At 59.4% G+C, this 20879-nt stretch carries 25 protein-coding genes, 1 tRNA gene and 1 pseudogene; 8 read left to right on the plus strand and 19 right to left on the minus strand.

Annotated features, from left to right (window positions below):
* The 8 genes from hscA to trmJ all read right to left on the minus strand — a co-directional run bounded on the left by hscA (position 1) and on the right by trmJ (position 6896).
* Complete coding sequence (hscA, locus tag A7317_RS24075; RefSeq protein ID WP_024077293.1) at positions 1 to 1863, minus strand: Fe-S protein assembly chaperone HscA; 1863 nt, start codon at positions 1861 to 1863, stop codon at positions 1 to 3.
* A 51-nt stretch (positions 1864 to 1914) separates the two neighbouring features.
* A complete protein-coding gene (gene hscB / locus A7317_RS24080; protein WP_024077294.1) occupies positions 1915 to 2436 on the minus strand; it encodes a co-chaperone HscB in 522 nt (173 codons plus the stop codon).
* 8 nt (positions 2437 to 2444) lie between these two features.
* A complete protein-coding gene (gene iscA / locus A7317_RS24085; protein ID WP_024077295.1) occupies positions 2445 to 2768 on the minus strand; it encodes an iron-sulfur cluster assembly protein IscA in 324 nt (107 codons plus the stop codon).
* Positions 2769 to 2796: 28 nt separating this feature from the next.
* Positions 2797 to 3183 carry a Fe-S cluster assembly scaffold IscU gene (gene iscU, locus A7317_RS24090; protein ID WP_003209682.1) on the minus strand — a complete coding sequence of 129 codons (387 nt, stop codon included), beginning with the start codon at positions 3181 to 3183 and terminating at the stop codon, positions 2797 to 2799.
* 99 nt (positions 3184 to 3282) lie between these two features.
* Positions 3283 to 4497, minus strand: a complete 1215-nt coding sequence (locus A7317_RS24095) for an IscS subfamily cysteine desulfurase (RefSeq protein WP_024077296.1) — start codon at positions 4495 to 4497, stop codon at positions 3283 to 3285.
* 50 nt (positions 4498 to 4547) lie between these two features.
* Positions 4548 to 5039 carry a Fe-S cluster assembly transcriptional regulator IscR gene (gene iscR / locus A7317_RS24100; protein WP_003238451.1) on the minus strand — a complete coding sequence of 164 codons (492 nt, stop codon included), beginning with the start codon at positions 5037 to 5039 and terminating at the stop codon, positions 4548 to 4550.
* A 301-nt stretch (positions 5040 to 5340) separates the two neighbouring features.
* Positions 5341 to 6123, minus strand: a complete 783-nt coding sequence (gene cysE, locus A7317_RS24105) for a serine O-acetyltransferase (RefSeq protein ID WP_024077298.1) — start codon at positions 6121 to 6123, stop codon at positions 5341 to 5343.
* 2 nt (positions 6124 to 6125) lie between these two features.
* Positions 6126 to 6896 carry a tRNA (cytosine(32)/uridine(32)-2'-O)-methyltransferase TrmJ gene (gene trmJ, locus A7317_RS24110; protein ID WP_069076970.1) on the minus strand — a complete coding sequence of 257 codons (771 nt, stop codon included), beginning with the start codon at positions 6894 to 6896 and terminating at the stop codon, positions 6126 to 6128.
* Between the two features lie 145 nt (positions 6897 to 7041).
* Between trmJ and suhB the strand changes: the two genes are divergently transcribed.
* On the plus strand, positions 7042 to 7857 hold the full coding sequence (gene suhB, locus A7317_RS24115; protein WP_003175971.1) for an inositol-phosphate phosphatase: 816 nt from the start codon (positions 7042 to 7044) through the stop codon (positions 7855 to 7857).
* A 128-nt stretch (positions 7858 to 7985) separates the two neighbouring features.
* Here the strand turns inward: suhB and A7317_RS24120 are convergent, their stop codons facing one another.
* The 6 genes from A7317_RS24120 to queA form a co-directional block, all read right to left on the minus strand.
* Positions 7986 to 8528: a glycine zipper 2TM domain-containing protein gene (locus tag A7317_RS24120; protein WP_024077300.1), complete on the minus strand. Its 543-nt coding sequence runs from the start codon at positions 8526 to 8528 to the stop codon at positions 7986 to 7988.
* Between the two features lie 124 nt (positions 8529 to 8652).
* Positions 8653 to 9567, minus strand: a complete 915-nt coding sequence (gene secF / locus A7317_RS24125; protein WP_024077301.1) for a protein translocase subunit SecF — start codon at positions 9565 to 9567, stop codon at positions 8653 to 8655.
* Between the two features lie 9 nt (positions 9568 to 9576).
* Positions 9577 to 11445 carry a protein translocase subunit SecD gene (gene secD / locus A7317_RS24130; protein ID WP_041161017.1) on the minus strand — a complete coding sequence of 623 codons (1869 nt, stop codon included), beginning with the start codon at positions 11443 to 11445 and terminating at the stop codon, positions 9577 to 9579.
* A gap of 62 nt (positions 11446 to 11507) precedes the next feature.
* The gene (yajC, locus tag A7317_RS24135; protein WP_003175975.1) at positions 11508 to 11846 is read right to left on the minus strand and encodes a preprotein translocase subunit YajC; all 339 of its coding nucleotides are present in this window, start codon (positions 11844 to 11846) and stop codon (positions 11508 to 11510) included.
* Positions 11847 to 11889: 43 nt separating this feature from the next.
* Positions 11890 to 13005, minus strand: a complete 1116-nt coding sequence (gene tgt / locus A7317_RS24140) for a tRNA guanosine(34) transglycosylase Tgt (protein ID WP_003238437.1) — start codon at positions 13003 to 13005, stop codon at positions 11890 to 11892.
* Positions 13006 to 13010: 5 nt separating this feature from the next.
* Positions 13011 to 14060, minus strand: coding sequence for a tRNA preQ1(34) S-adenosylmethionine ribosyltransferase-isomerase QueA (queA, locus tag A7317_RS24145; RefSeq protein WP_024077304.1), 1050 nt, complete (start codon positions 14058 to 14060; stop codon positions 13011 to 13013).
* A gap of 108 nt (positions 14061 to 14168) precedes the next feature.
* Here queA and A7317_RS24150 point away from each other — a divergent pair.
* Positions 14169 to 14253 (plus strand) — tRNA-Leu (locus A7317_RS24150).
* An 83-nt stretch (positions 14254 to 14336) separates the two neighbouring features.
* Positions 14337 to 14666 carry a hypothetical protein gene (locus A7317_RS24155; protein WP_069076971.1) on the plus strand — a complete coding sequence of 110 codons (330 nt, stop codon included), beginning with the start codon at positions 14337 to 14339 and terminating at the stop codon, positions 14664 to 14666.
* Between the two features lie 8 nt (positions 14667 to 14674).
* Here the strand turns inward: A7317_RS24155 and A7317_RS24160 are convergent, their stop codons facing one another.
* Positions 14675 to 15310: a LysE family translocator gene (locus A7317_RS24160; RefSeq protein WP_024077308.1), complete on the minus strand. Its 636-nt coding sequence runs from the start codon at positions 15308 to 15310 to the stop codon at positions 14675 to 14677.
* Between the two features lie 156 nt (positions 15311 to 15466).
* Here A7317_RS24160 and A7317_RS24165 point away from each other — a divergent pair, with 156 nt between their 5' ends.
* Complete coding sequence (locus A7317_RS24165; protein WP_024077309.1) at positions 15467 to 15838, plus strand: PH domain-containing protein; 372 nt, start codon at positions 15467 to 15469, stop codon at positions 15836 to 15838.
* A gap of 80 nt (positions 15839 to 15918) precedes the next feature.
* Here the strand turns inward: A7317_RS24165 and A7317_RS24170 are convergent, their stop codons facing one another.
* Positions 15919 to 16437: a hypothetical protein gene (locus tag A7317_RS24170; RefSeq protein WP_069076972.1), complete on the minus strand. Its 519-nt coding sequence runs from the start codon at positions 16435 to 16437 to the stop codon at positions 15919 to 15921.
* 244 nt (positions 16438 to 16681) lie between these two features.
* Here A7317_RS24170 and A7317_RS31230 point away from each other — a divergent pair.
* The 4 genes and pseudogenes from A7317_RS31230 to A7317_RS30300 form a co-directional block, all read left to right on the plus strand.
* Positions 16682 to 16948: pseudogene (locus tag A7317_RS31230) on the plus strand (detoxification); the annotation flags it as partial.
* Positions 16949 to 17004: 56 nt separating this feature from the next.
* Positions 17005 to 17160: a colicin E3/pyocin S6 family cytotoxin gene (locus tag A7317_RS31235; protein ID WP_237141799.1), complete on the plus strand. Its 156-nt coding sequence runs from the start codon at positions 17005 to 17007 to the stop codon at positions 17158 to 17160.
* Between the two features lie 14 nt (positions 17161 to 17174).
* Positions 17175 to 17462, plus strand: coding sequence for a colicin E3-like toxin immunity protein (locus tag A7317_RS24180; protein WP_069076974.1), 288 nt, complete (start codon positions 17175 to 17177; stop codon positions 17460 to 17462).
* A gap of 4 nt (positions 17463 to 17466) precedes the next feature.
* Entirely contained in the window at positions 17467 to 18039 is a 573-nt protein-coding gene (locus A7317_RS30300) for a hypothetical protein (RefSeq protein WP_319805403.1), read from the plus strand.
* Here A7317_RS30300 and A7317_RS24185 read toward each other — a convergent pair.
* The 3 genes from A7317_RS24185 to A7317_RS24195 all read right to left on the minus strand — a co-directional run bounded on the left by A7317_RS24185 (position 17978) and on the right by A7317_RS24195 (position 20761).
* The gene (locus A7317_RS24185; RefSeq protein WP_024077314.1) at positions 17978 to 18550 is read right to left on the minus strand and encodes a hypothetical protein; all 573 of its coding nucleotides are present in this window, start codon (positions 18548 to 18550) and stop codon (positions 17978 to 17980) included. The genes A7317_RS30300 and A7317_RS24185 overlap by 62 nt on opposite strands.
* 199 nt (positions 18551 to 18749) lie before the next feature.
* Positions 18750 to 20102: a sensor histidine kinase gene (locus A7317_RS24190; RefSeq protein ID WP_024077315.1), complete on the minus strand. Its 1353-nt coding sequence runs from the start codon at positions 20100 to 20102 to the stop codon at positions 18750 to 18752.
* Positions 20099 to 20761, minus strand: coding sequence for a response regulator (locus A7317_RS24195; protein ID WP_024077316.1), 663 nt, complete (start codon positions 20759 to 20761; stop codon positions 20099 to 20101). Before A7317_RS24195 ends, A7317_RS24190 begins: the two co-directional genes overlap by 4 nt.
* Between the last annotated feature and the right edge of the window lie 118 nt (positions 20762 to 20879).

The following is a 20879-nucleotide window of genomic DNA, read 5'->3' on the forward strand; positions in this document are numbered from 1 at the left end:
TTATTCCTCGATTTCATTCAGGTTGCGCCCGGCCAGTGCGGCTTTCACCGTCTGATCCATGCGGCGGGCGGCAAAGGCGTCAGTCACCTGCGACAAGCGCTTGGTCTGTTGCTCGATGGCGTAACCATCGTTGCCTTTCATCAGTTCGGCCAGTTCCTGCATCTGCAGGTCGATGACCATGCGCTCTTCGGCATCCAGCAGGCGCTCGCCGTCGGCGTCAAGGGCGCCCTGCACCGCTTCGAGCAGGCGCTGGGCATCCACTTGTTGCTCACGCAGTACGCGCGCGACCTTATCGTCACCGGCGTACTGGAACGAGTCCTTGAGCATCTTGGCGATTTCGCCGTCAGTCAGGCCGTAGGACGGCTTGACCTGGATGCTCGCTTCGACGCCTGACGCCAATTCACGCGCAGCCACGCTGAGCAGGCCGTCGGCGTCGACCTGGAAGGTCACGCGAATCTTCGCGGCACCGGCAACCATGGCCGGGATACCGCGCAATTCGAAGCGCGCCAGTGAGCGACAGTCGCTGATCAGCTCGCGCTCACCTTGCAGCACATGAATCATCATGGCCGTCTGGCCATCTTTATAGGTCGTGAAATCCTGGGCGCGGGCAACAGGGATGGTGGTGTTGCGCGGAATCACCTTCTCCATCAAGCCGCCCATGGTTTCCAGCCCCAGGGACAACGGAATCACGTCGAGCAGCAACAGCTCGCCACCATCGCGCTTATTGCCGGCCAGGGTATCGGCCTGGATCGCCGCACCGATGGCGACCACTTGATCCGGATCGATTTCGGTCAGCGGCTGGCGGCCAAAGGCTTCGGCCACGGCTTCGCGAACACGTGGTACGCGGGTCGAACCGCCGACCATGACCACGGCGACTACGTCTTCCAGCTCGACGCCGGAATCACGCACGGCGCGCCGGCAGGCTTTCAGGCTGCGGGCGACCATCGGCTCGATCAAAGCATCGAAGGCTTCACGGGTCAGTTGGGCCGACCAGCTACCATAGGACACTTCAACCGATGCAGCATCAGTCAGCGCTTCTTTAGCAGCGCAGGCGGTTTGCAGCAGGTTGCGCTGCGCGCCCGGGTCCAGATCGGCGGACAAGCCGGCACTGGTGATGATCCAGCCCGCGATGGCGTGATCGAAGTCATCGCCGCCCAGGGCTGTATCGCCACCCGTGGCCAGTACTTCGAAGACACCGCCAGTCAGGCGCAGGATCGAAATATCAAAGGTGCCGCCGCCCAGGTCGTAAATGGCGACCAGGCCTTCGGCATGCTGGTCCAGGCCATACGCCACAGCGGCTGCCGTCGGCTCGTTGAGCAGGCGCAGCACGTTCAGGCCGGCAAGCTTCGCCGCGTCCTTGGTGGCCTGGCGCTGAGCATCATCGAAATAGGCCGGAACCGTGATCACCGCCCCGACCAGCTCGCCGCCCAAGGTGGTTTCTGCACGCTGGCGCAGCACCTTGAGGATATCGGCCGACACTTCCACCGGGCTCTTCGGGCCCTGGACGGTGTCGATGAACGGCATGTGGGACTCGCCACCGACAAAGCGGTAAGGCAGTTGGTCGCCCAGCTGCTTGACGTCGGACAGACCACGACCCATCAAGCGCTTGACCGACAGTACGGTATTCAGGGGGTCGGTAGACGCCGCCAGCTTGGCCGACTCGCCCACTTCGGTGCGATCGGCGTGATAACGCACAGCGGACGGCAGGATCACCTGGCCATCGGCGTCGGGCAGCGGCTCGGACAGGCCGCTGCGCAAGGCAGCGACCAGGGAATTGGTGGTGCCCAGGTCAATCCCCACCGCCAGGCGACGCTGGTGCGGTTGAGGGCTTTGGCCGGGTTCGGCGATTTGCAGTAGAGCCATGGTAATCAGGTCTTATCTGTCTATCAGGCGTGCATCACGGGCAGCACTGGGTTAATCGTCGAGGCGCTCTTCTAGCTGGCGCACTTCGTAGGAGAGCTTGTCGAGGAACTGCATGCGCCGCATCAGGCGTTCGGCCTGTTCACGTTGCGCCGCATCATTCCAACAGGCTGCGAAGCTTTCGTTGAGCTCATCCTGGGCGGTTTTCAGACGACGCTTGAAGACCGCGACACCCGCTAGATCGGCTTCGTCCTGCAAGTCTTCGAGCTCTTCGCGCCACTGCATCTGCTGCATCAGGAAGTCCGGGTCGTGCACCGTGACTTCCAACGGCAACTCGCCACCATTCATCGCGAGCAGGTAACGCGCGCGCTTGGGGGGACTTTTGAGCGTCTGATAGGCTTCGTTGAGGCTGGCCGATTGCTCCAGCGCCAGGCGCTGCTCACGCTCGGAAGCGTCAGCGAAGCGGTCCGGATGCACCCCACGCGCCAATTCACGGTAGCGCGTGGCAAGCTGCTCGAGGTCCAGCCGAAAGCTCGGCTGCAGCTCGAATAAAGCGAAATGACAAGGAGTGCCCACAAATAGCCTCAGATGTTGAAGCTTTCGCCGCAGCCACATTCACCGCGTACGTTGGGGTTGTTGAACTTGAAGCCTTCGTTCAACCCTTCCTTGACGAAATCGAGTTCGGTGCCGTCCAGATAGGTGAGGCTTTTAGGGTCGATAATCACTTTCTCGCCGTGACTTTCGAACACCTGGTCCTCATCAACCACCTCGTCGACAAACTCCAGCACATAGGCAAGGCCGGAACAGCCCGTGGTGCGCACACCCAGACGAATCCCCTCACCTTTACCGCGCCCATCCAGGGAGCGTCGCACGTGCCGTGCAGCCGCTTCTGTCATGCTGATAGCCATCGTTGACTCCTTACTCGTCGCCAAATGCTTAGATCAAGCCTTTCTTCTGCTTGTAGTCGCGAACGGCCGCCTTAATGGCGTCTTCTGCGAGTACGGAGCAGTGGATTTTCACTGGCGGCAGGGCCAGTTCTTCGGCCAGCTGGGTGTTGCTGATCGTCACAGCCTCATCCAGGGTCTTGCCTTTCATCCATTCGGTCGCCAGGGAGCTGGAGGCGATGGCCGAACCGCAGCCGTAGGTCTTGAACTTGGCGTCTTCGATAACGCCCGCCTCGTTGACCTTGATCTGCAGGCGCATCACATCGCCGCACGCCGGAGCGCCGACCATGCCGGTGCCGACATCTGGGTCTTCCGCGTTCATCTTGCCGACGTTACGCGGGTTTTCGTAGTGGTCGATGACCTTTTCGCTGTAAGCCATGGTACTGAATCCTCACTCATCAGGGCCGCTCTGTAACCCTGTAGAAACGCCTGCGTTTTCCGCCACGTTCCTACAGAGCTGGGGTGGCGGCTTCTATAGTTAGTGTGCCGCCCACTCGATCTTGGAAATGTCGACACCGTCTTTGTACATGTCCCACAGCGGCGACAAAGTGCGCAGCTTATTGACGGCTTCGCAGACTTTCTGCGCCGCGTAGTCGACTTGTTCTTCGGTGGTGAAGCGGCCAAACGTAAAGCGGATCGAGCTGTGCGCCAGTTCGTCGTTGCGGCCCAGGGCACGCAGCACGTAGGACGGCTCAAGGGAGGCCGAGGTGCAGGCCGAACCGGACGAAACCGCCAGATCCTTGAGCGCCATGATCAGCGACTCGCCTTCGACGTAGTTGAAGCTCAAGTTCAGGTTGTGCGGTACACGGGCGGTCATGCTGCCGTTGATGTACAGCTCTTCAAGGTTTTCGACCTGCTTGTAGAAGCGCTCGCTCAGGGCCTTGATGCGCAGGTTCTCGGCAGCCATATCTTCCTTGGCCACACGGAAAGCTTCGCCCATACCAACGATCTGGTGGGTCGCCAGGGTGCCCGAACGCATGCCGCGCTCGTGACCGCCGCCGTGCATGGTGGCTTCGATACGTACGCGGGGCTTACGGCTCACGTAGAGCGCGCCGATGCCTTTAGGGCCGTAGGTCTTGTGGGCCGAGAACGACATCAGGTCGACTTTCAGTTTCGACAGGTCGATGTCGACCTTGCCGGTGGACTGAGCAGCGTCGACGTGCAGCAGGACGCCTTTGGAGCGCGTCAGCTCGCCGATGGCCGCGATGTCGTTGATGGTCCCGATTTCGTTGTTCACGTGGATCACGGAAACCAGGATGGTGTCTTCACGCAGCGCGGCTTCGATCATGGCCGGGGTGACGATACCGTCGGTGGTTGGCTCGAGGTAAGTGACCTCGAAACCTTCACGCTCCAGTTGGCGCATGGTGTCGAGGACAGCCTTGTGCTCAATCTTGGTAGTGATCAGGTGCTTGCCTTTGGTCGCGTAGAAATGCGCCGCGCCCTTGATTGCCAGGTTGTCGGATTCGGTGGCGCCGGAAGTCCAGACGATTTCGCGCGGGTCTGCACCGACCAGGTCAGCGACCTGGCGACGAGCGTTCTCCACCGCTTCCTCGGCTTTCCAGCCGAAAACGTGGGAGCGGGAGGCCGGGTTGCCGAAGTTTCCGTCGACCAGCAGGCATTCGCTCATCTTTTGTGCGACACGCGGATCAACCGGCGTGGTCGCTGAGTAATCAAGGTAAATCGGCAATTTCATGGACTTTCTCCTAAATCAGGCTGGCTGGCGTGCCGTTAGCTCTTCGGCTGTCACTCGACGGCGGACGCTTCAATCTTGTCCAGACGCGGCGCCTTGGTGTTGCAACGGCGCTGGTCCTGACGCTGGGCTACTTCTTGCACCTCACGGCGAGTCACAAGATCAGCCAAGCTGATACCACTCAAAAACTCATGGATCTGCAGGCTCAAGTCACACCACAAGTGATGCGTCAGGCAAGTGTCGCCGGCGTGGCAGTCACCCAGGCCCTGGCATTTGGTCGCATCGACGGATTCGTTGACCGCGTCGATGACCTGGGCCACCTGGATGCCCTGCATCTCGCGGGACAGTTGATAGCCGCCACCTGGCCCACGCACACTGGAAACCAGATTGCTGCGGCGCAATTTGGCGAACAGTTGCTCAAGGTAGGACAGGGAAATGCCTTGGCGCTCGGAGATATCGGCCAGGGACACCGGCCCAGTTTGCGCGTGCAAGGCCAAGTCAAGCATGGCGGTTACCGCGTATCGGCCTTTTGTAGTCAGTCTCATGGACAAGTACCAAGGTGTTTCAGAATGGGAGCAAGTATGCGATTCCCGAGTATTTAAGTCAACTATAAGACCTAGTACTTTAGTCAGGATTACCCGTAAAAAGGGCGCGCGAATCATAGCAGGATGGGGTGGGGACGAACAGCGGGAACAGGACCGGATGGGAATTGCTGGATCAACGGAGATCAAATGTGGGAGGGGGCTTGCCCCGATAGCGGTCTGACAGCTGACGAATGCGTCGACTGACCCACCGTCATCGGGGGCAAGCCCCCTCCCACAGGGGTTTTGTGGTGACGATGAGACTTCAGCCGGCCTTGCTTGCAGCTTCGTCCTTGATCTCGGCGAAGTCCTCTTCGCGCAGCTCGGGCAAGTCTTTCGCACAGTAGCTGCTGCCCAGTTCCTTCAGCGCGCCACACATGCCGTCCAACTTGCCGTCCACCGCTTGCAGGTGGTCAAGCAACTGGCCGATGGCGCGCGCCACCGGGTCGGGCATGTCTTCGCTGACACCGTAGGCATCGAAGCCGATCTTCTCGGCCATGGCCTTGCGCTTGGCTTCCTGCTCATCGCCCACTTCCGGCTTGACGATGATCCGCCCGGGAATACCCACCACGGTGGCGCCGGCCGGCACGGCCTTGGTCACCACGGCGTTGGAACCGACCTTGGCACCAGCCCCTACCGTGAACGGGCCAAGCACCTTGGCGCCCGCGCCCACCACCACGCCGTTCCCCAGCGTCGGGTGGCGCTTACCCTTGTTCCAACTGGTGCCGCCCAAGGTCACTCCCTGGTACAGGGTCACGTCATCACCAATCTCGGCAGTCTCGCCAATCACGATGCCCATACCGTGATCGATAAAGAAGCGACGCCCCACCTTGGCCCCCGGATGGATCTCGATCCCGGTCAACCAGCGACCGAAGTTCGACACCAGCCGCGCCAGCCATTTCCAGCCCATATTCCACAACGCACCGGACAGGCGGTGGATCCAGATAGCGTGCATGCCCGGATAGCAGGTCAGCACTTCAAAGGCATTGCGCGCTGCCGGGTCACGATGGAAAACACTCTGGATATCTTCTCGCAAACGCTCGAACATTTTTAATCCTTCCGCTTAAGAAGCTCGCCACGGGCCGCTTTCTGGGTTTCCGTGAGGATGCCACGCAATATATTCATTTCCGCTCGACTGACCGAGCTGCGCCCGTACAACCGACGCAGGCGCGCCATCAAGTGCCGTGGCTTTTCCGGATCGAGAAATTCGATGGCCACCAGGGTTTGCTCCAGGTGTTCATAGAACCGCTCCAGCTCGTCCATGGTGGCCAGTTCGCCACTTTTGGTCGACGCAACTTCATCCTTCTCGACCTTGCTCGGCTGGCCTTCAGCAGCCAGCCAGGCCATGCGCACCTCGTAACTCAGCACCTGCACCGCTGCCCCGAGGTTCAGCGAGCTGAACTCAGGGTCTGATGGGATGTGCACGTGATAATGACATCGCTGCAGCTCTTCATTGGTCAGGCCGGAGTCTTCGCGACCGAAGACCAGGGCGATTTCAGCGCCACCGGCCGCCTCTTCCACCACTTTGGTCCCGCATTCACGCGGATCCAGCAGTGGCCACGGAATGCGCCGGTCGCGAGCGCTGGTGCCAAGCACCAGATTGCAGCCGACCAGGGCGTCTTCCAAGGTGGCGACGATCTGGGCACTTTCAAGGATGTCATTGGCGCCAGATGCACGAGCATCGGCCTCGTGGTGCGGGAACACGCGTGGTTCGACCAGCACCAGGCGCGTCAGCCCCATGTTTTTCATGGCTCGCGCCACCCCGCCGATATTGCCGGGATGACTGGTATTGACCAGGACGACACGAATGTTTTGCAGCAAGGGAGGCGCTCTCGGACACAGGAAAGGGGAGCAAATCTTACAGAACAGCCTAAGGTTATGCCATGAAAGCTCACGTCGTCCTTCACCTGAAGAAAGTTTCTGCTAGAATGCTCGGCTTTCTTTAACAACCTTAGGTGACACATCCATGCAGCCCATGCTGAATATCGCGCTGCGCGCCGCCCGCAGCGCCAGTGAATTGATCTTCCGCTCCATCGAGCGCCTGGATACCATCAAGGTCGACGAAAAAGACGCCAAGGATTATGTATCCGAGGTGGATCGCGCCGCCGAACAGAAAATCATCGACGCCCTGCGCAAGGCCTACCCGACCCACGGCATCCTCGGTGAAGAAACCGGCCTGCACAAAGGTAGCGGCGAAGGCGAAGACTACCTGTGGATCATCGATCCACTGGATGGCACCACCAACTTCCTGCGCGGCATCCCGCACTTTGCCGTAAGCATCGCGTGCAAATACCGCGGCCGCCTGGAACACGCCGTTGTCCTCGACCCGGTTCGCCAGGAAGAATTCACCGCCAGCCGTGGCCGTGGCGCCCAGCTCAATGGCCGCCGCCTGCGCGTCAGCGGTCGCACCAGCCTGGACGGCGCCCTGCTGGGCACCGGCTTCCCGTTCCGCGATGACCAGATGGACAACCTGGAAAACTACCTGGGCATGTTCCGCGCCCTGGTTGGCCAGACCGCCGGCATCCGCCGCGCCGGTGCAGCCAGCCTGGACCTGGCCTACGTGGCTGCCGGCCGTTTCGATGCGTTCTGGGAATCAGGCCTGTCCGAGTGGGACATGGCTGCAGGCGCCCTGCTGATTCAGGAAGCAGGCGGCCTGGTGAGCGACTTCACCGGCGGCCATGACTTCCTTGAAAAAGGCCACGTCGTTGCCGGCAACACCAAATGCTTCAAGGCGGTCCTGACGGCGATCCAGCCGCACCTGCCAGCCTCGCTGAAGCGCTAAGCGAGCGAGCACAAAAAAGCACCCCTCGGGGTGCTTTTTTTATGCCTGGGATTTGAAGACCAGTAGCAACACACAACAAATATGGGAGGGGGCCCCTCCCATACTTTGAACTGAACCAGGCTTTGGGATTACTGCTGGTTCTGGCCCAGGACGAGACGCCCTTCCTTGTCGACCGGAATTTGGCCGCCTGGATCACGGTCCATACGTACCGAGCCTTCCTTGCCATCCAAGGTGTAACGCACGTCGTACCCGACTACCTTGTCACTGATGTCGTTAACGGTGTTACAGCGCGTTTGCGTGGTGGTGTAGGTATCGCGGTTCTGCATGCCTTCCTGAACCTTGTTACCGGCGTAACCACCACCGACAGCACCGGCCACGGTGGCCAGTTTCTTACCATTACCGCCGCCGATCTGGTTACCCAACAAGCCACCAGCCAGCGCACCGACCACCGTACCGACGATCTGGTGTTGATCCTGCACCGGCTTCTGCCGGGTCACTGCGACGTCCTTGCAGACCTCGCGAGGCGTTTTAATCTGGGTTTTCACCGGCTGCACTGCCAGCACTTGCGCATACTCAGGGCCGCTTTTTACCAGGCTGTAGGTGGCAACAGCACCCCCGGCAGTTACACCGACAGCACCCAATACCGCACCAACCAGTAACGACTTGTTCACGTTGAACCTCCTGACCATCACAAACGGACCGAAAGATCCGCGCTATACCCAGCCTTGGAGCAAAAAAAAAGGCACGAGTTCAATACTCGTGCCTTTTTTGTAACAGCTGATCAACAAACGCCCATCAAGGACGGTCGTCGACCTCCTTGCCAGTGCTGGCCGGAGGGATCAGGTCTTCGCTGTTGAGGTTCAGCCAGATCAGTACCACGTTGGCGATGTAGATCGACGAGTAGGTACCCGCCAGGACGCCAATAAACAATGCCAGGGAGAAGCCCCACAGGTTGTCGCCACCAAAGATCATCAGGGCCGCGATCGCCAGCAAGGTGGAGATCGACGTCGCCATGGTCCGCAGCAGGGTCTGGGTGGTGGAGATGTTGATGTTCTCGATCAGCGTCGCCTTGCGCAGCACCCGGAAGTTCTCACGAACCCGGTCGAATACCACGATGGTGTCGTTGAGCGAGTAACCAATGATCGCCAGCACCGCGGCCAGCACGGTCAGGTCGAAGGTGATCTGGAAGTACGCCAGGATACCCACGGTCACGACCACGTCGTGGATCAGCGACACAATGGCGCCGACGCCGAACTTCCACTGAAAGCGAAAGGCCAGGTAGATCATGATGCCGACCAGCGCCATCAGCATGCCGAGACCGCCCTGGTCGCGAAGCTCTTCACCCACTTGAGGGCCGACGAACTCGACACGCTTGACCGACGCCGGGTTATCGCCGCCGACCTTCTGCAAGGCTTCGGCGACCTGATGACCCAATTGTGGGTCTTCGCCAGGCATACGCACCAGCAGGTCAGTGGTTGCACCAAAGCTCTGCACGATGGCTTCGTGATAGCCGGCCTTGACCAGCTCACTGCGCACCAGGGTAACGTCGGCCGGCTTCTCGTAGGTCAGCTCGATGAGCGTACCGCCGGTGAAGTCCAGACCGTAGTTCAGGCCCTTATGGAACCAGCTGAACAACGCCAGAACGGTAAGGAGCACGGTGACGCCGAACGCAATATTGCGAACGCCCATGAAGTTGATTGTACGTAACATGGCAGCCCCTTAAATCCACAACTTCTTGAAGTCACGCCCGCCAAAGATCAGATTGACCATTGCGCGGGTCACCATGATGGCCGTGAACATCGAGGTAAAGATACCGAGGGACATGGTTACCGCAAAACCTTTGACGGGGCCGGTGCCCATGGCAAAGAGAATCCCGCCGACCAGCAATGTGGTCAGGTTGGAGTCGAGAATCGCGGTAAATGCCCGGCCGAAGCCTTCGTTGATTGCACGCTGAACGGTCATGCCGGCGGCGATCTCTTCACGAATCCGCGAGAAGATCAGCACGTTGGCGTCCACCGCCATACCCATGGTGAGTACGATACCGGCGATACCTGGCAGGGTCAGCGTAGCGCCCAGCAGCGACATCAGGGCCAGCAGCATCACCATGTTGCCCGCCAGGGCCACGGTGGCGATGATGCCGAAGAAGCGGTAGATGGCGATGATGAACAGCGAAACGAACAGCATGCCCCACAAGGCTGCGTCGACGCCCTTGGTGATGTTGTCGGCGCCCAGGCTCGGGCCAATGGTGCGTTCTTCAGCGAAGTACATCGGTGCAGCCAAGCCACCGGCACGCAGCAGCAGGGCCAGCTCCGAGGATTCGCCCTGGCCGTTCAGGCCAGTGATGCGGAATTGAGCACCCAGCGGCGACTGGATGGTCGCCAGGCTGATGATCTTCTTCTCTTCCTTGAAGGTCTGTACCGGCACGTCTTTCTCGACGCCGTTGACCATTTGCTTGGTGTAGGTAGTGATCGGACGTTGCTCGATGAAGATCACCGCCATACTGCGACCGACGTTACTGCGCGTGGCGCGGCTCATCAGTTCGCCGCCGTGGCCATCCAGGCGGATGTTCACTTCAGGGGTACCGTGCTCGCCGAAACCGGCCTTCGCGTCGGTGACCTGGTCACCGGTAATGATCAAGCCACGCTCGATCTGCGCCGGAGGGCGGTTGCCTTCACGGAACTCGAAAGTCTCGGAAGTGGCCTTGGAAGCACCCGGCTCGGCGGCCAGGCGGAATTCCAGGTTGGCGGTTTTACCCAGGATACGCTTGGCTTCTGCGGTGTCCTGCACGCCCGGCAGCTCAACCACAATGCGGTTGGCGCCCTGACGCTGAACGATCGGCTCGGCCACACCCAGCTCGTTGACGCGGTTACGTACCGTGGTCAAGTTCTGCTTGATCGAGTATTCGCGGATTTCCGCCAGCTTGGCCGGGGTCATCGCCAGACGCAGCACCGGTTGACCATTGAGGTCGGCCGGTACGATGTCGAAATCGTTGAAGTTCTTGCGGATCAGCGCACGGGCCTGTTCGCGGGACGCTTCGTCAGAGAAGCCCAGCTGGATGGCACCGTTGAGCTGCGGGAGGCTGCGATAACGCAACTTCTCTTTACGCAGCAGGCTCTTCACGTCGCCTTCGTAGACTTTGAGGCGTGCGTCGAGGGCCTTGTCCATGTCCACCTCCAGCAGGAAGTGCACACCACCGGACAAGTCCAGACCCAGCTTCATCGGGTGCGCGCCAATGCTGCGCAGCCATTTTGGCGTGGTCTGTGCCAGGTTGAGCGCGACAACGTAGTCGTCGCCCATGGCCTTGCGCACAACATCCTTGGCCGGCAATTGGTCTTCTTGCTTGGTCAGGCGCAACAAGCCGCCTTTCGCATCAGCTGCCAACGTTGCCGCCTTGACCTGGATGCCCGCATCGGTGAGCGCCTTGCTCGCGCGTTCCAGGTCAGCCTGATTGACCTTCAGCGAAGTGCTGGCGCCAGAGATCTGGATCGCAGGGTCATCAGGATAGAGATTGGGAGCGGAATAAATAAAACCGATCGCCAGCACCGCCAGGATCAGTACGTATTTCCACAGAGGGTATTTGTTCAGCATCACGCCGCCCGCTTATAACGCGGGGCGCCTTGCGCGCCCCGTCGATTGGTAAAGGTTGTTGCTTAGATCGCTTTGAGCGTGCCTTTAGGCAGCGTGGCGGCGATAGCGCCCTTCTGGAACTTCATTTCTACGGTGTCGGAGACTTCCAGGACCACGAAAGCGTCGGAAACCTTGGTGATCTTGCCGGCGATACCGCCAGTGGTCACGACTTCGTCACCTTTCTGCAAGCTGCCCAGCAGGTTTTTCTGCTCTTTGGCGCGCTTGGCCTGTGGACGCCAGATCATCAGGTAGAAGATGACCAGGAAACCGACCAGGAAAATCCACTCGAAACCACCGCCCATAGGGCCGGCAGCAGCAGGCGCAGCGGCGTCAGCCATGGCGTTAGAGATAAAAAAGCTCATTTAGCACTCCAGTTGCAAATAGTGAATCTTAGGGTCGGAAAACTCAGTCCAAGGGCGGCACAGGGAGCCCGCGCTTGGCATAGAAGGCATCGACGAAGGCGGCCAATGTACCCTGTTGAATAGCCTCGCGCAAACCAGCCATCAGGACTTGGTAGTGACGCAAATTGTGGATGGTATTCAACATGCTACCCAGCATTTCCCCGCACTTGTCCAGATGGTGCAGATAAGCACGGGAGAAGTTCTGGCAGGTGTAGCAGTCACAGGTGGGATCCAGCGGCGATTCATCATGGCGATGGAACGCGTTACGGATCTTCAGCACGCCTGTATCGATGAACAGATGCCCATTGCGGGCATTACGGGTTGGCATCACGCAATCGAACATGTCCACACCGCGGCGCACACCCTCTACGAGATCCTCCGGTTTGCCAACGCCCATAAGGTAACGAGGTTTTTCAGCGGGCATCAGGCCCGGCAGATAATCCAGCACCTTGATCATTTCGTGCTTGGGTTCGCCCACCGACAGGCCGCCAATGGCAAGACCATCAAAGCCGATCTTGTCGAGGCCTTCCAGCGAGCGCTTGCGCAGGCTTTCATGCATGCCGCCCTGGACGATACCGAACAGCGCCGCGGTATTGTCACCGTGGGCGTTTTTCGAGCGCTGGGCCCAACGCAGCGACAGCTCCATGGAAATCCGCGCGACGTCTTCGTCAGCCGGGTACGGCGTGCATTCGTCAAAAATCATCACGATGTCGGAGCCCAGGTCGCGCTGGACCTGCATCGACTCTTCCGGCCCCATGAACACTTTGGCACCGTCCACCGGCGAGGCGAAGGTCACGCCCTCCTCCTTGATCTTGCGCATGGCCCCCAGGCTGAACACTTGGAAACCACCGGAGTCGGTGAGGATCGGGCCTTGCCACTTCATGAAGTCATGCAGGTCGCCGTGCTTCTTGATCACTTCCGTGCCCGGACGCAGCCACAAGTGAAAGGTGTTGCCCAGAATAATCTCGGCGCCGGTGGCGACGATGTCGCGCGGCAGCATGCCTTTGACGGTGCCATAGGTGCCCACGGGCATGAAGGCCGGGGTCTCTACCGTACCGCGCGGGAAAGTCAGGCGACCACGACGGGCTTTGCCGTCGGTGGCGAGCAATTCAAACGACATACGACTCATAGTTGTTCCTCTGGGCCGCGCGGCGCCGGATTACGGGTGATAAACATCGCATCACCGTAGCTGAAAAAACGGTACCCATTGTCGATGGCGGCCTGATAAGCGGCCATGGTCTGCGGATAACCGGCAAATGCCGACACCAGCATCAACAGCGTGGATTCCGGCAAATGGAAGTTGGTCACCAGGGCGTCGACCACGTGAAACGGCCGGCCTGGGTAAATAAAGATATCGGTGTCGCCACTGAACGGCTTGAGTACGCCATCGCGCGCCGCGCTCTCCAGGGAACGCACACTGGTAGTGCCCACTGCAACGACGCGCCCGCCACGCGCCTTGCACGCATTCACCGCGTCCACGACGTCCTGGCTGACCTCCAGCCATTCGCTGTGCATATGGTGGTCTTCGATCTTATCCACACGCACCGGCTGAAACGTGCCGGCCCCCACGTGCAGGGTCACATAGGCGCTCTCGACGCCCTTGGCGGCGATTGCATCCAGCAGCGGCTGGTCGAAATGCAGCCCGGCAGTCGGCGCGGCAACCGCCCCCAGGCGTTGCGAGTACACCGTTTGATAGCGCTCGCGGTCCGAGTCTTCGTCGGGGCGATCTATATAAGGAGGCAACGGCATATGACCGACGCGCTCCAGCAGCGGCAACACTTCCTCGGCAAACTTGAGTTCGAACAACGCATCATGGCGCGCAACCATCTCGGCTTCGCCACCGCCATCGATCAAGATCGTCGAACCCGGCTTGGGCGATTTGCTGGAACGCACATGGGCCAGCACGCGATGGTTGTCCAGCACCCGTTCCACCAGAATTTCCAGCTTGCCGCCGGAGGCTTTCTGGCCAAACAGCCGCGCCGGAATCACCCGGGTATTGTTGAACACCATCAGATCTCCTGGGCGCAAATGCTCAAGCAAATCAGTGAATTGACGGTGTGCGAGGGCACCGCTCACCCCGTCCAGGGTCAGCAGTCGACTGGCGCGACGCTCGGCCAAAGGGTGGCGAGCGATCAGCGAATCAGGGAGCTCAAAAGTAAAGTCAGCAACGCGCATGATGGGGTTCGTCTAGCAGGGCCGGGAAGTCTAGCGGAAATAGTCAAAATTGACCATGAAACGTGATTGACCAACGGTAATCTCATCTCTATACTTCGCCGCCATTGAGCCCTGATGGCGGAATTGGTAGACGCGGCGGATTCAAAATCCGTTTTCGAAAGGAGTGGGAGTTCGAGTCTCCCTCGGGGCACCATCTTAAAAAAAGACCTTGAAATTCAAGGTCTTTTTTTTCGCCTGTCGGAAAGTGACCGGCGCACCAGTGGAGGTAGCGAGACCATGGAATTGTTGCTCGAAGCGATTGCGTTGTTCGCCATCAAACTGGCGCACGAGACCGAGGACGGCAGTCCGGTTTTGCGCGATGACCCGGTGATGGTTGGGCATGACCGCGAGGTGTTTGGGTTGTTGGTGCGGCAGGGGGACTTGCCGGGGATTCAGCTGAAGCTAGATGAGTGCCTGACGCCAGCGCTCGAATCCTTGGGTGGCGCAACGACAGTGATGGGTCGCGAGCTGCAACGGCTGACGTTGGATGTGCGCCAAGCATCGACACTGCACGAACTCAATGCCCCACTCAACGCACTCAAGGATTACCTGAAGGCGATCCTGTAACGTCCGGTTCAGCGACGCCCTTCCACCGCCATCCGCACCGCCAGCCCCATCAGCACCGACCCCATCAGCCAGCGCTGCACCACCTGCCAACCCGGTCGGGTGACGAAAAACACCGCGATGGAGCCGGCCATGGTGGCAATCACTGCGTTGACGCTCACGCTGATGAAAATCTGCGTAAACCCCAGCACCAGAGATTGGGTCAGCACACTGCCATGACCGTTCGGGTCGATGAACTGGGGCAGTAACGACAAATACATCACCGCCACCTTGGGGTTCAGCAGGTTCGTCACCAGGCCCATGGTGAACAGTTTGCGTGGGCTGTCCTTGGGCAAATCCCGCACCTGGAACGGCGATCGCCCACCCGGCCGAATTGCCTGCCAGGCCATATAGGCCAGGTACAACGCACCGCCGAAGCGCAGTGCGTCATAGGCAAATGGCACCGCCATGACCAAGGCCGTGATCCCCAAGGCCGCGCACACCATGTAAACCAGAAAACCCAACGCCACGCCGCCCAGGGAAATCAACCCGGCCGTGCGGCCCTGGCAGATCGAGCGGGAGATGAGGTAAATCATGTTCGGGCCGGGCGTGAGCACCATGCCGAGTGAAATAAGCGCATAGGCCAGCCAGCTGGACAGTTCGGGCATTGTTGGGCTCCTGGGGTGTTATTTTGTCGACGTGAAACATTTGGCCAAGGTTATAGGCTTGGACCCAATGGTAGGGCGTTCAAAATGCGCGCGTTAGATACAGATCCGCGAGCAAAACGGCATACACCACCGCACCACTCACCCAAGGCCAGGCCCATGATCGACTTCAACAACAAAGGCTTTTTCAAACTCAAACAGAACAACGAATACGCCGAACGCGTATCGGCCCTGCTGCTGGACGGCGAAGAAGTGATCGACGCCTACAAAGCCATGCGCGACGGCGTGGTCTTCACCACCAAACGCATCATCGCGGTGAATGTGCAGGGGATTACCGGCAGCAAGAAGGACTTCACCTCACTGCCGTATAAAAACATCGTGGCGTATTCGGTGGAGACGTCCGGGACGTTTGACCTGGATTCGGAGTTGGAGATTTACTTCTCGTCGCTGGGGAAAGTGAAATTCGAGTTCACCGGCAAGACCTCGATCGTTGAAATCTCCCGGCTGATTTCCAAACACCTGTTGACTTGATCACCACACAAAAAAAGACCTTGGCCCCCAAGGTCTATCGCTGCCGAGACGCTATGAGTGACGCGGGCGGCGCTCAAACATCACGCCACTTCCCAGACCTTGATGACCACTTCTCCATTACCGCCATCATCCAGGATGAGCGTTTCGCTCTTATCCCCCCAGAAACTAATCCGCTGGTACCAATACAGCCAGTTGCTCTCCAGGTCTTTCTGCTCACTGGAACAAGAGATGACGACCTGGATTTTCAGCGCTTTTTCAGCCTTGGGTACCCACTTCGCCAACTTCAGCCGGTCATTGAGGATCTTGTCTCTCCATTTGCTTTGGGTCCACGCATGCGCTGTCGCAACCTCAAGGAATACCTGCGTCCCCTCGTTTCCGCAGACGCGCAGATCCCCGAGAAACTTTGATGTGTTGTCCGCAAAAGACTGCTTGTAAGCAGGCTTGGGAAAGGCTTCGTAACCCCGGTCAACAAAAGCAGTAAAAATCTCCCAATTGACCCACTCTTCAAATGAGTAGCCGGTATGTGCAAAGCGGGTGACTTGTTTGGCTTTCGGGGCGAAGTGATCAGAGAGAATCTGGCAAAAGTCCTGCAGGGTCATAAGGTCTTCCTTGGGAGTAGTGATAGAGGGTGCCTCAACAACTGATTTACGCGGCTACCCCACGCATTGCTTTATCGTCATGAGGCTGGAAAACATGAAGAGTCGCCTCAAAGGTAGAAAAATACTCGTCAAGACTCGTCGCGTTTCAGCTGACTTTTCTCACGTACTTCATCGAACATTGCGAGTGTCAGGTTTCCGTTATCGTTAATAGGCTCACTCCCTCGCACAAGGAAGTGAGCCCGTCATGTCAGAACGCGCGTATCCCATCACCGAAGAAGAACAACTCAAGCGGCGCATCCTGAGCCGACAGCCGACGCCAGCACCCTATTTTCCGGCAATCGACATATTCGCCCCTCCCCCAGCGCCAACCTCGGCACCCGCCAAGCCAGCCGGTTGCGTTTTCACCAAACCCTGCAAGCTGCCCGACGGCGTCATTCGCTATGCAAACCCCACCGGCTACGTCCCGCTTGAGCTGATCAAGGACTACGGCCATTTCAGCCTGTTGGGCGGATTCCCCAAAAACCGGTAACACCAAGAAAAAGCGGGGCTGGCTTACGTGAGCGTTGGATAGATGCAAAAAGGAGAAAGCTATTTGAATGGGATTCCAAGAAAGGAGAGCTGGAGGTCTATCGAAACAGTGATTTGGAACACCTCGGCGCATTTGATCCTTATACGGCCGAGCGTCGAGGACCGGCGGACCCGAAACGTCGAATTTACAGATAAAGAGGAACTCGGAAATGGTGATGAAAATCAGATTGCGATGGTACGAAAAGCACAGCAATGACTTGAAGGCAGATGAGTATTCAGCGGATATCGCAGATCCAGACAGTGTTTTTGAAGCATTGGGTTTAGGCGAAGAAACCGCGATATATGCCGACGTATTCAATGTGCTGCCGAGCTGGATAACGATCATTCAGCCGTACTTCCAGCACATCATTGAACCCGACCGCCTCGACTACCAAATTTCCTTCCGCTACCAAGGCGCCTGGCCACCACCACCAACACAACCCAAGAAGGAACCTTGATGCAATGAGACCTACACTGCAAAAGCCCCTCCTCTACCGCTCAGTCAACACCCGAACCCATGGCGTGCGCCACGGAAGTTGCCTTGCCTACCGGTATGAGCGGCACACCAAAAGAGAAAAAAACAAACGATCAAACCGCAGTTCGATGCACAGCCATCAACGACACGGTTTTGATTACACCCCGCTATTCCGCTTTCTCCTATCCAAAGTCGGTCACCCATGGGATCAGGTTTTCAGCGAAGCCAACGCCCGCCTGGATCGTCCGGAGCCGGTGTTCTGGATGGTTGCGCTACACGAAAGTGACAAGCAGGAGTACGTGAGAACGGATGAAAACAGCTACTACAGCGGCTTGTGGGTCGACGAAGATGGCCTACTGCAAAAGGTCAATCCTCAGCTGACGCCCGAGCAAATGACACCATTTTGCGACGGCTACACCCACACCTTCAACGGTGTGGTATTCGCCCAGCCTTCACCACGCAAACGGCGGGCAACGCCCACCGTTCAATCAACTCCGCTTACCCCTCTTTCGCCTCACTCCCCTCCCCCCCAATCAACACCCGATTCGCCGGATCCGTAATATCAAACACCTGCTGCGCACACCCAGAACGGTCAAACTTGAACTGGAACTCCACCAGATACACCTTGGCCTTCTCCGGGCTGAACGTGCTCATCACCGGCCCGCAGCTGTAGTAAGCCCCAGTGCCCTGGCTGCGCGCCGAGCTGGACACGGTAAGTTTCTTGCCAGGATCCGCCTGGATCTCCAATTGTGGAAAACGCTTGAACCCGGCGCTGGCGACAGTCTGGTTGAGCTTGGCGATCCAGTTGAAGACCTTGCCTTCGCCGGTGTCCATCACGGTGCCAAGCGTTTCCGGGCGTTGGTCGGGGTCGCCTTCGCGGCGGATGGCGAATTCGACGGGGTTGGTGCCGCCGCTGGCCTTCATGATGACTTTGGCGTGGTCCGCGTCGACGGCCACGGTTTTCTGACGGAACTGGATACCGTCCTTGAGCAGGCTGGGCGATGAGTCACGTTGGTTCGATTGGCAGGCGCACAGGGCCAGGGCGAGGGAGAGCAGCGCGATTCGCTTCACGGGAGGATGTCCTTATCAGGGTGAAAGACGATGATAACTGGACCGGTGATTAAACAGAATGTTCCGCAGTGGAAAGTCCGCGATGCAGGGCTGCGGCCTGACAGGCTTACCGAGGTGATCCCATCGCGGCCTCGCCGGGGCTCGACAGCTCCCACATTTGATCTTCGTCGCGACTGACATTGCGTTCACACATTTCGCGTCAGCTCTCGTCAAACACCAACCGCGCGCACAACCCGCCTCGCTCACGATTATGCAGCGCCAACCGACAGCCGATCTTGCCGACGATCATCTGCACAATCGCCAGTCCCAGCCCTGCGCCATTGGCGTTGCCCTGGCTGTAAAAGCGCTCGAACAAGCGCCCGATTTGCGCCTCATCAATCCCTGGGCCCTGGTCTTCCACGCTCAAGCAATGGACGCCAATCACCACTTTCACCTCGCCCCCCAGCGGGGAGAAGTTGAGGGCGTTGGTCACCAGGTTCTGCAACGCAATGGCCAGCGCCACGGGGTCGGTCTCGACCCAGCACTCCTCGTTCCCTTCCAGCACCAATTCCACGTCTTTTTCCATGGCCAGCGGGGTCAACTCGGCGAGTTCTTCGCGCACCAACTCGGTCAAGTGCACACGGCTGCGCGTAGGGTTGTTCAGTTGCGGTTCGATGCGCGCCATTGTCAGTAACTGGCTGCCAATGCGCGTCGCACGATCGACCCCATTGACCAGAAAATCCAACGCCTCACGCCGTTGTTCTTCAGTGCCGGCGATTTGGGCGTTTTGCGCATGGATCCGCAGGATCGCCAGCGGTGTGCGCAGCTCATGGGCCGCGTCAGCGATAAAACGGCGTTCGCGTTCGAGCAGCTCGTCGACTTGGACCAACAACCGATTGAGCGCGGTTTGCATGGGCTCCAAGTCGCTGGGCAAGGGCTTGAGGTGCAGCGGCTGCAAGGTGTCGGTGTTGCGCCCGCGAATCTTGCGGGCCATGGCACGCAAGGGCTTGAGGCCCCAGCCGATCACCAGCCAGATCAACAGCGCCAGCAGCGGCACGCCGATCAGGGTCGGCCAGAGGGTGTGGCGCACGATGCGCTGGATCAGGTCCTGGCGAATGTCGTCGCGCTCGCCCACCCAGATCAGCAGGCCCTGTTGCGGGTCGGCGAGGAGGAACGCGCACCAGTCGTTGCCGTTGTCCACAATGTCATGGGCGCCGAGGGTAGCCGGTGGGGCCGCCAGCACGGGCGCCTCGGTGGAACGCACCAGCAACTCGCCATCGGTGCGCCACACCTGGAAGGTCAGGCGGGTTTCATAGGGATGGGCAACGCCCTCCTCACCCACGCGGCTCATGGCCTGGTCAAACGCCTCATATAAGCGGTTCCAGTCCGCTTCGCCGGGGTCGCGTTGGCGCAGGACGCCTTGCAACAAGCGTGCGCTCTGGGCGAGTTGCGCGTCGTAGACTTCTTCGATTTCGTGGTGACTGTCGCGCAGCACCAACCAGCTGATCAGGGCGTCGCCGAGCAGGATCAGTACCAGGACGGGAACGAGGATGCGCGCGCGAACGGAAGTCATGGTTTGAGCACCAGCACATAGCCCACGCCGCGCACGGTGCGAATCAGCTCGGTGGATAACTTCTTGCGCAGGTTATGGATCAATACTTCCAGGGTGTTGCTCTCGACACGGTCCTGCCAGCCATACAACGCGCGCGACAGCCGCTCGCGGGTCACGACTTTGCCGGGGCGCACCATCAGTTGGTGCAGCAGTTGGTATTCCATGGGGGTGACGATGATGTCCTCATCCTGATAGCGCACTTGCTGGGTGGCCGGGTCGAGGCTGATGCCAGCGTGTTCCAGCATCGGTTGCGCACGGCCCTGGCTGCGGCGCAACAAGGCGCGCACACGGGCCTTGAGCTCCTCCACGTCGAACGGCTTGACCAGGTAATCATCGGCACCGGCGTCCAAACCGGCGATGCGCTCGGCGGTGCCGTCGCGGGCAGTGAGGATCAGCACCGGCAGGTCGTGCTGCTCGGCGCGCAGTTGCTGCAACAGATCCAGGCCATCGAGGCGCGGCAGGCCGAGGTCGAGCAGCAACAGATCGAAGCTTTCCGTGCGCAAGGCATGCAAGGCCGCGACGCCATCCTGCAGCCAGTCGAGGGTGTAGCCCTCAGCGCCCAAGGCCACCCGGATCCCCTGGCCGAGGGCACGGTCATCTTCGACAAGCAGCAGGCGCATAACGAATTCTCTGTAGGAAACGGCGGCATCATGCCGGGTTCTGGGCGGGGCTATTTCGGGAAAGATGTTACGACTCGTTGCCAACTAAGCTTGCACTAAGGTTGGTTTTGCACTGTGA

It is taken from the genome of Pseudomonas fluorescens, from assembly GCF_001708445.1.
In the GTDB taxonomy this organism is placed as follows: Bacteria; Pseudomonadota; Gammaproteobacteria; order Pseudomonadales; family Pseudomonadaceae; genus Aquipseudomonas; species Aquipseudomonas gorinensis.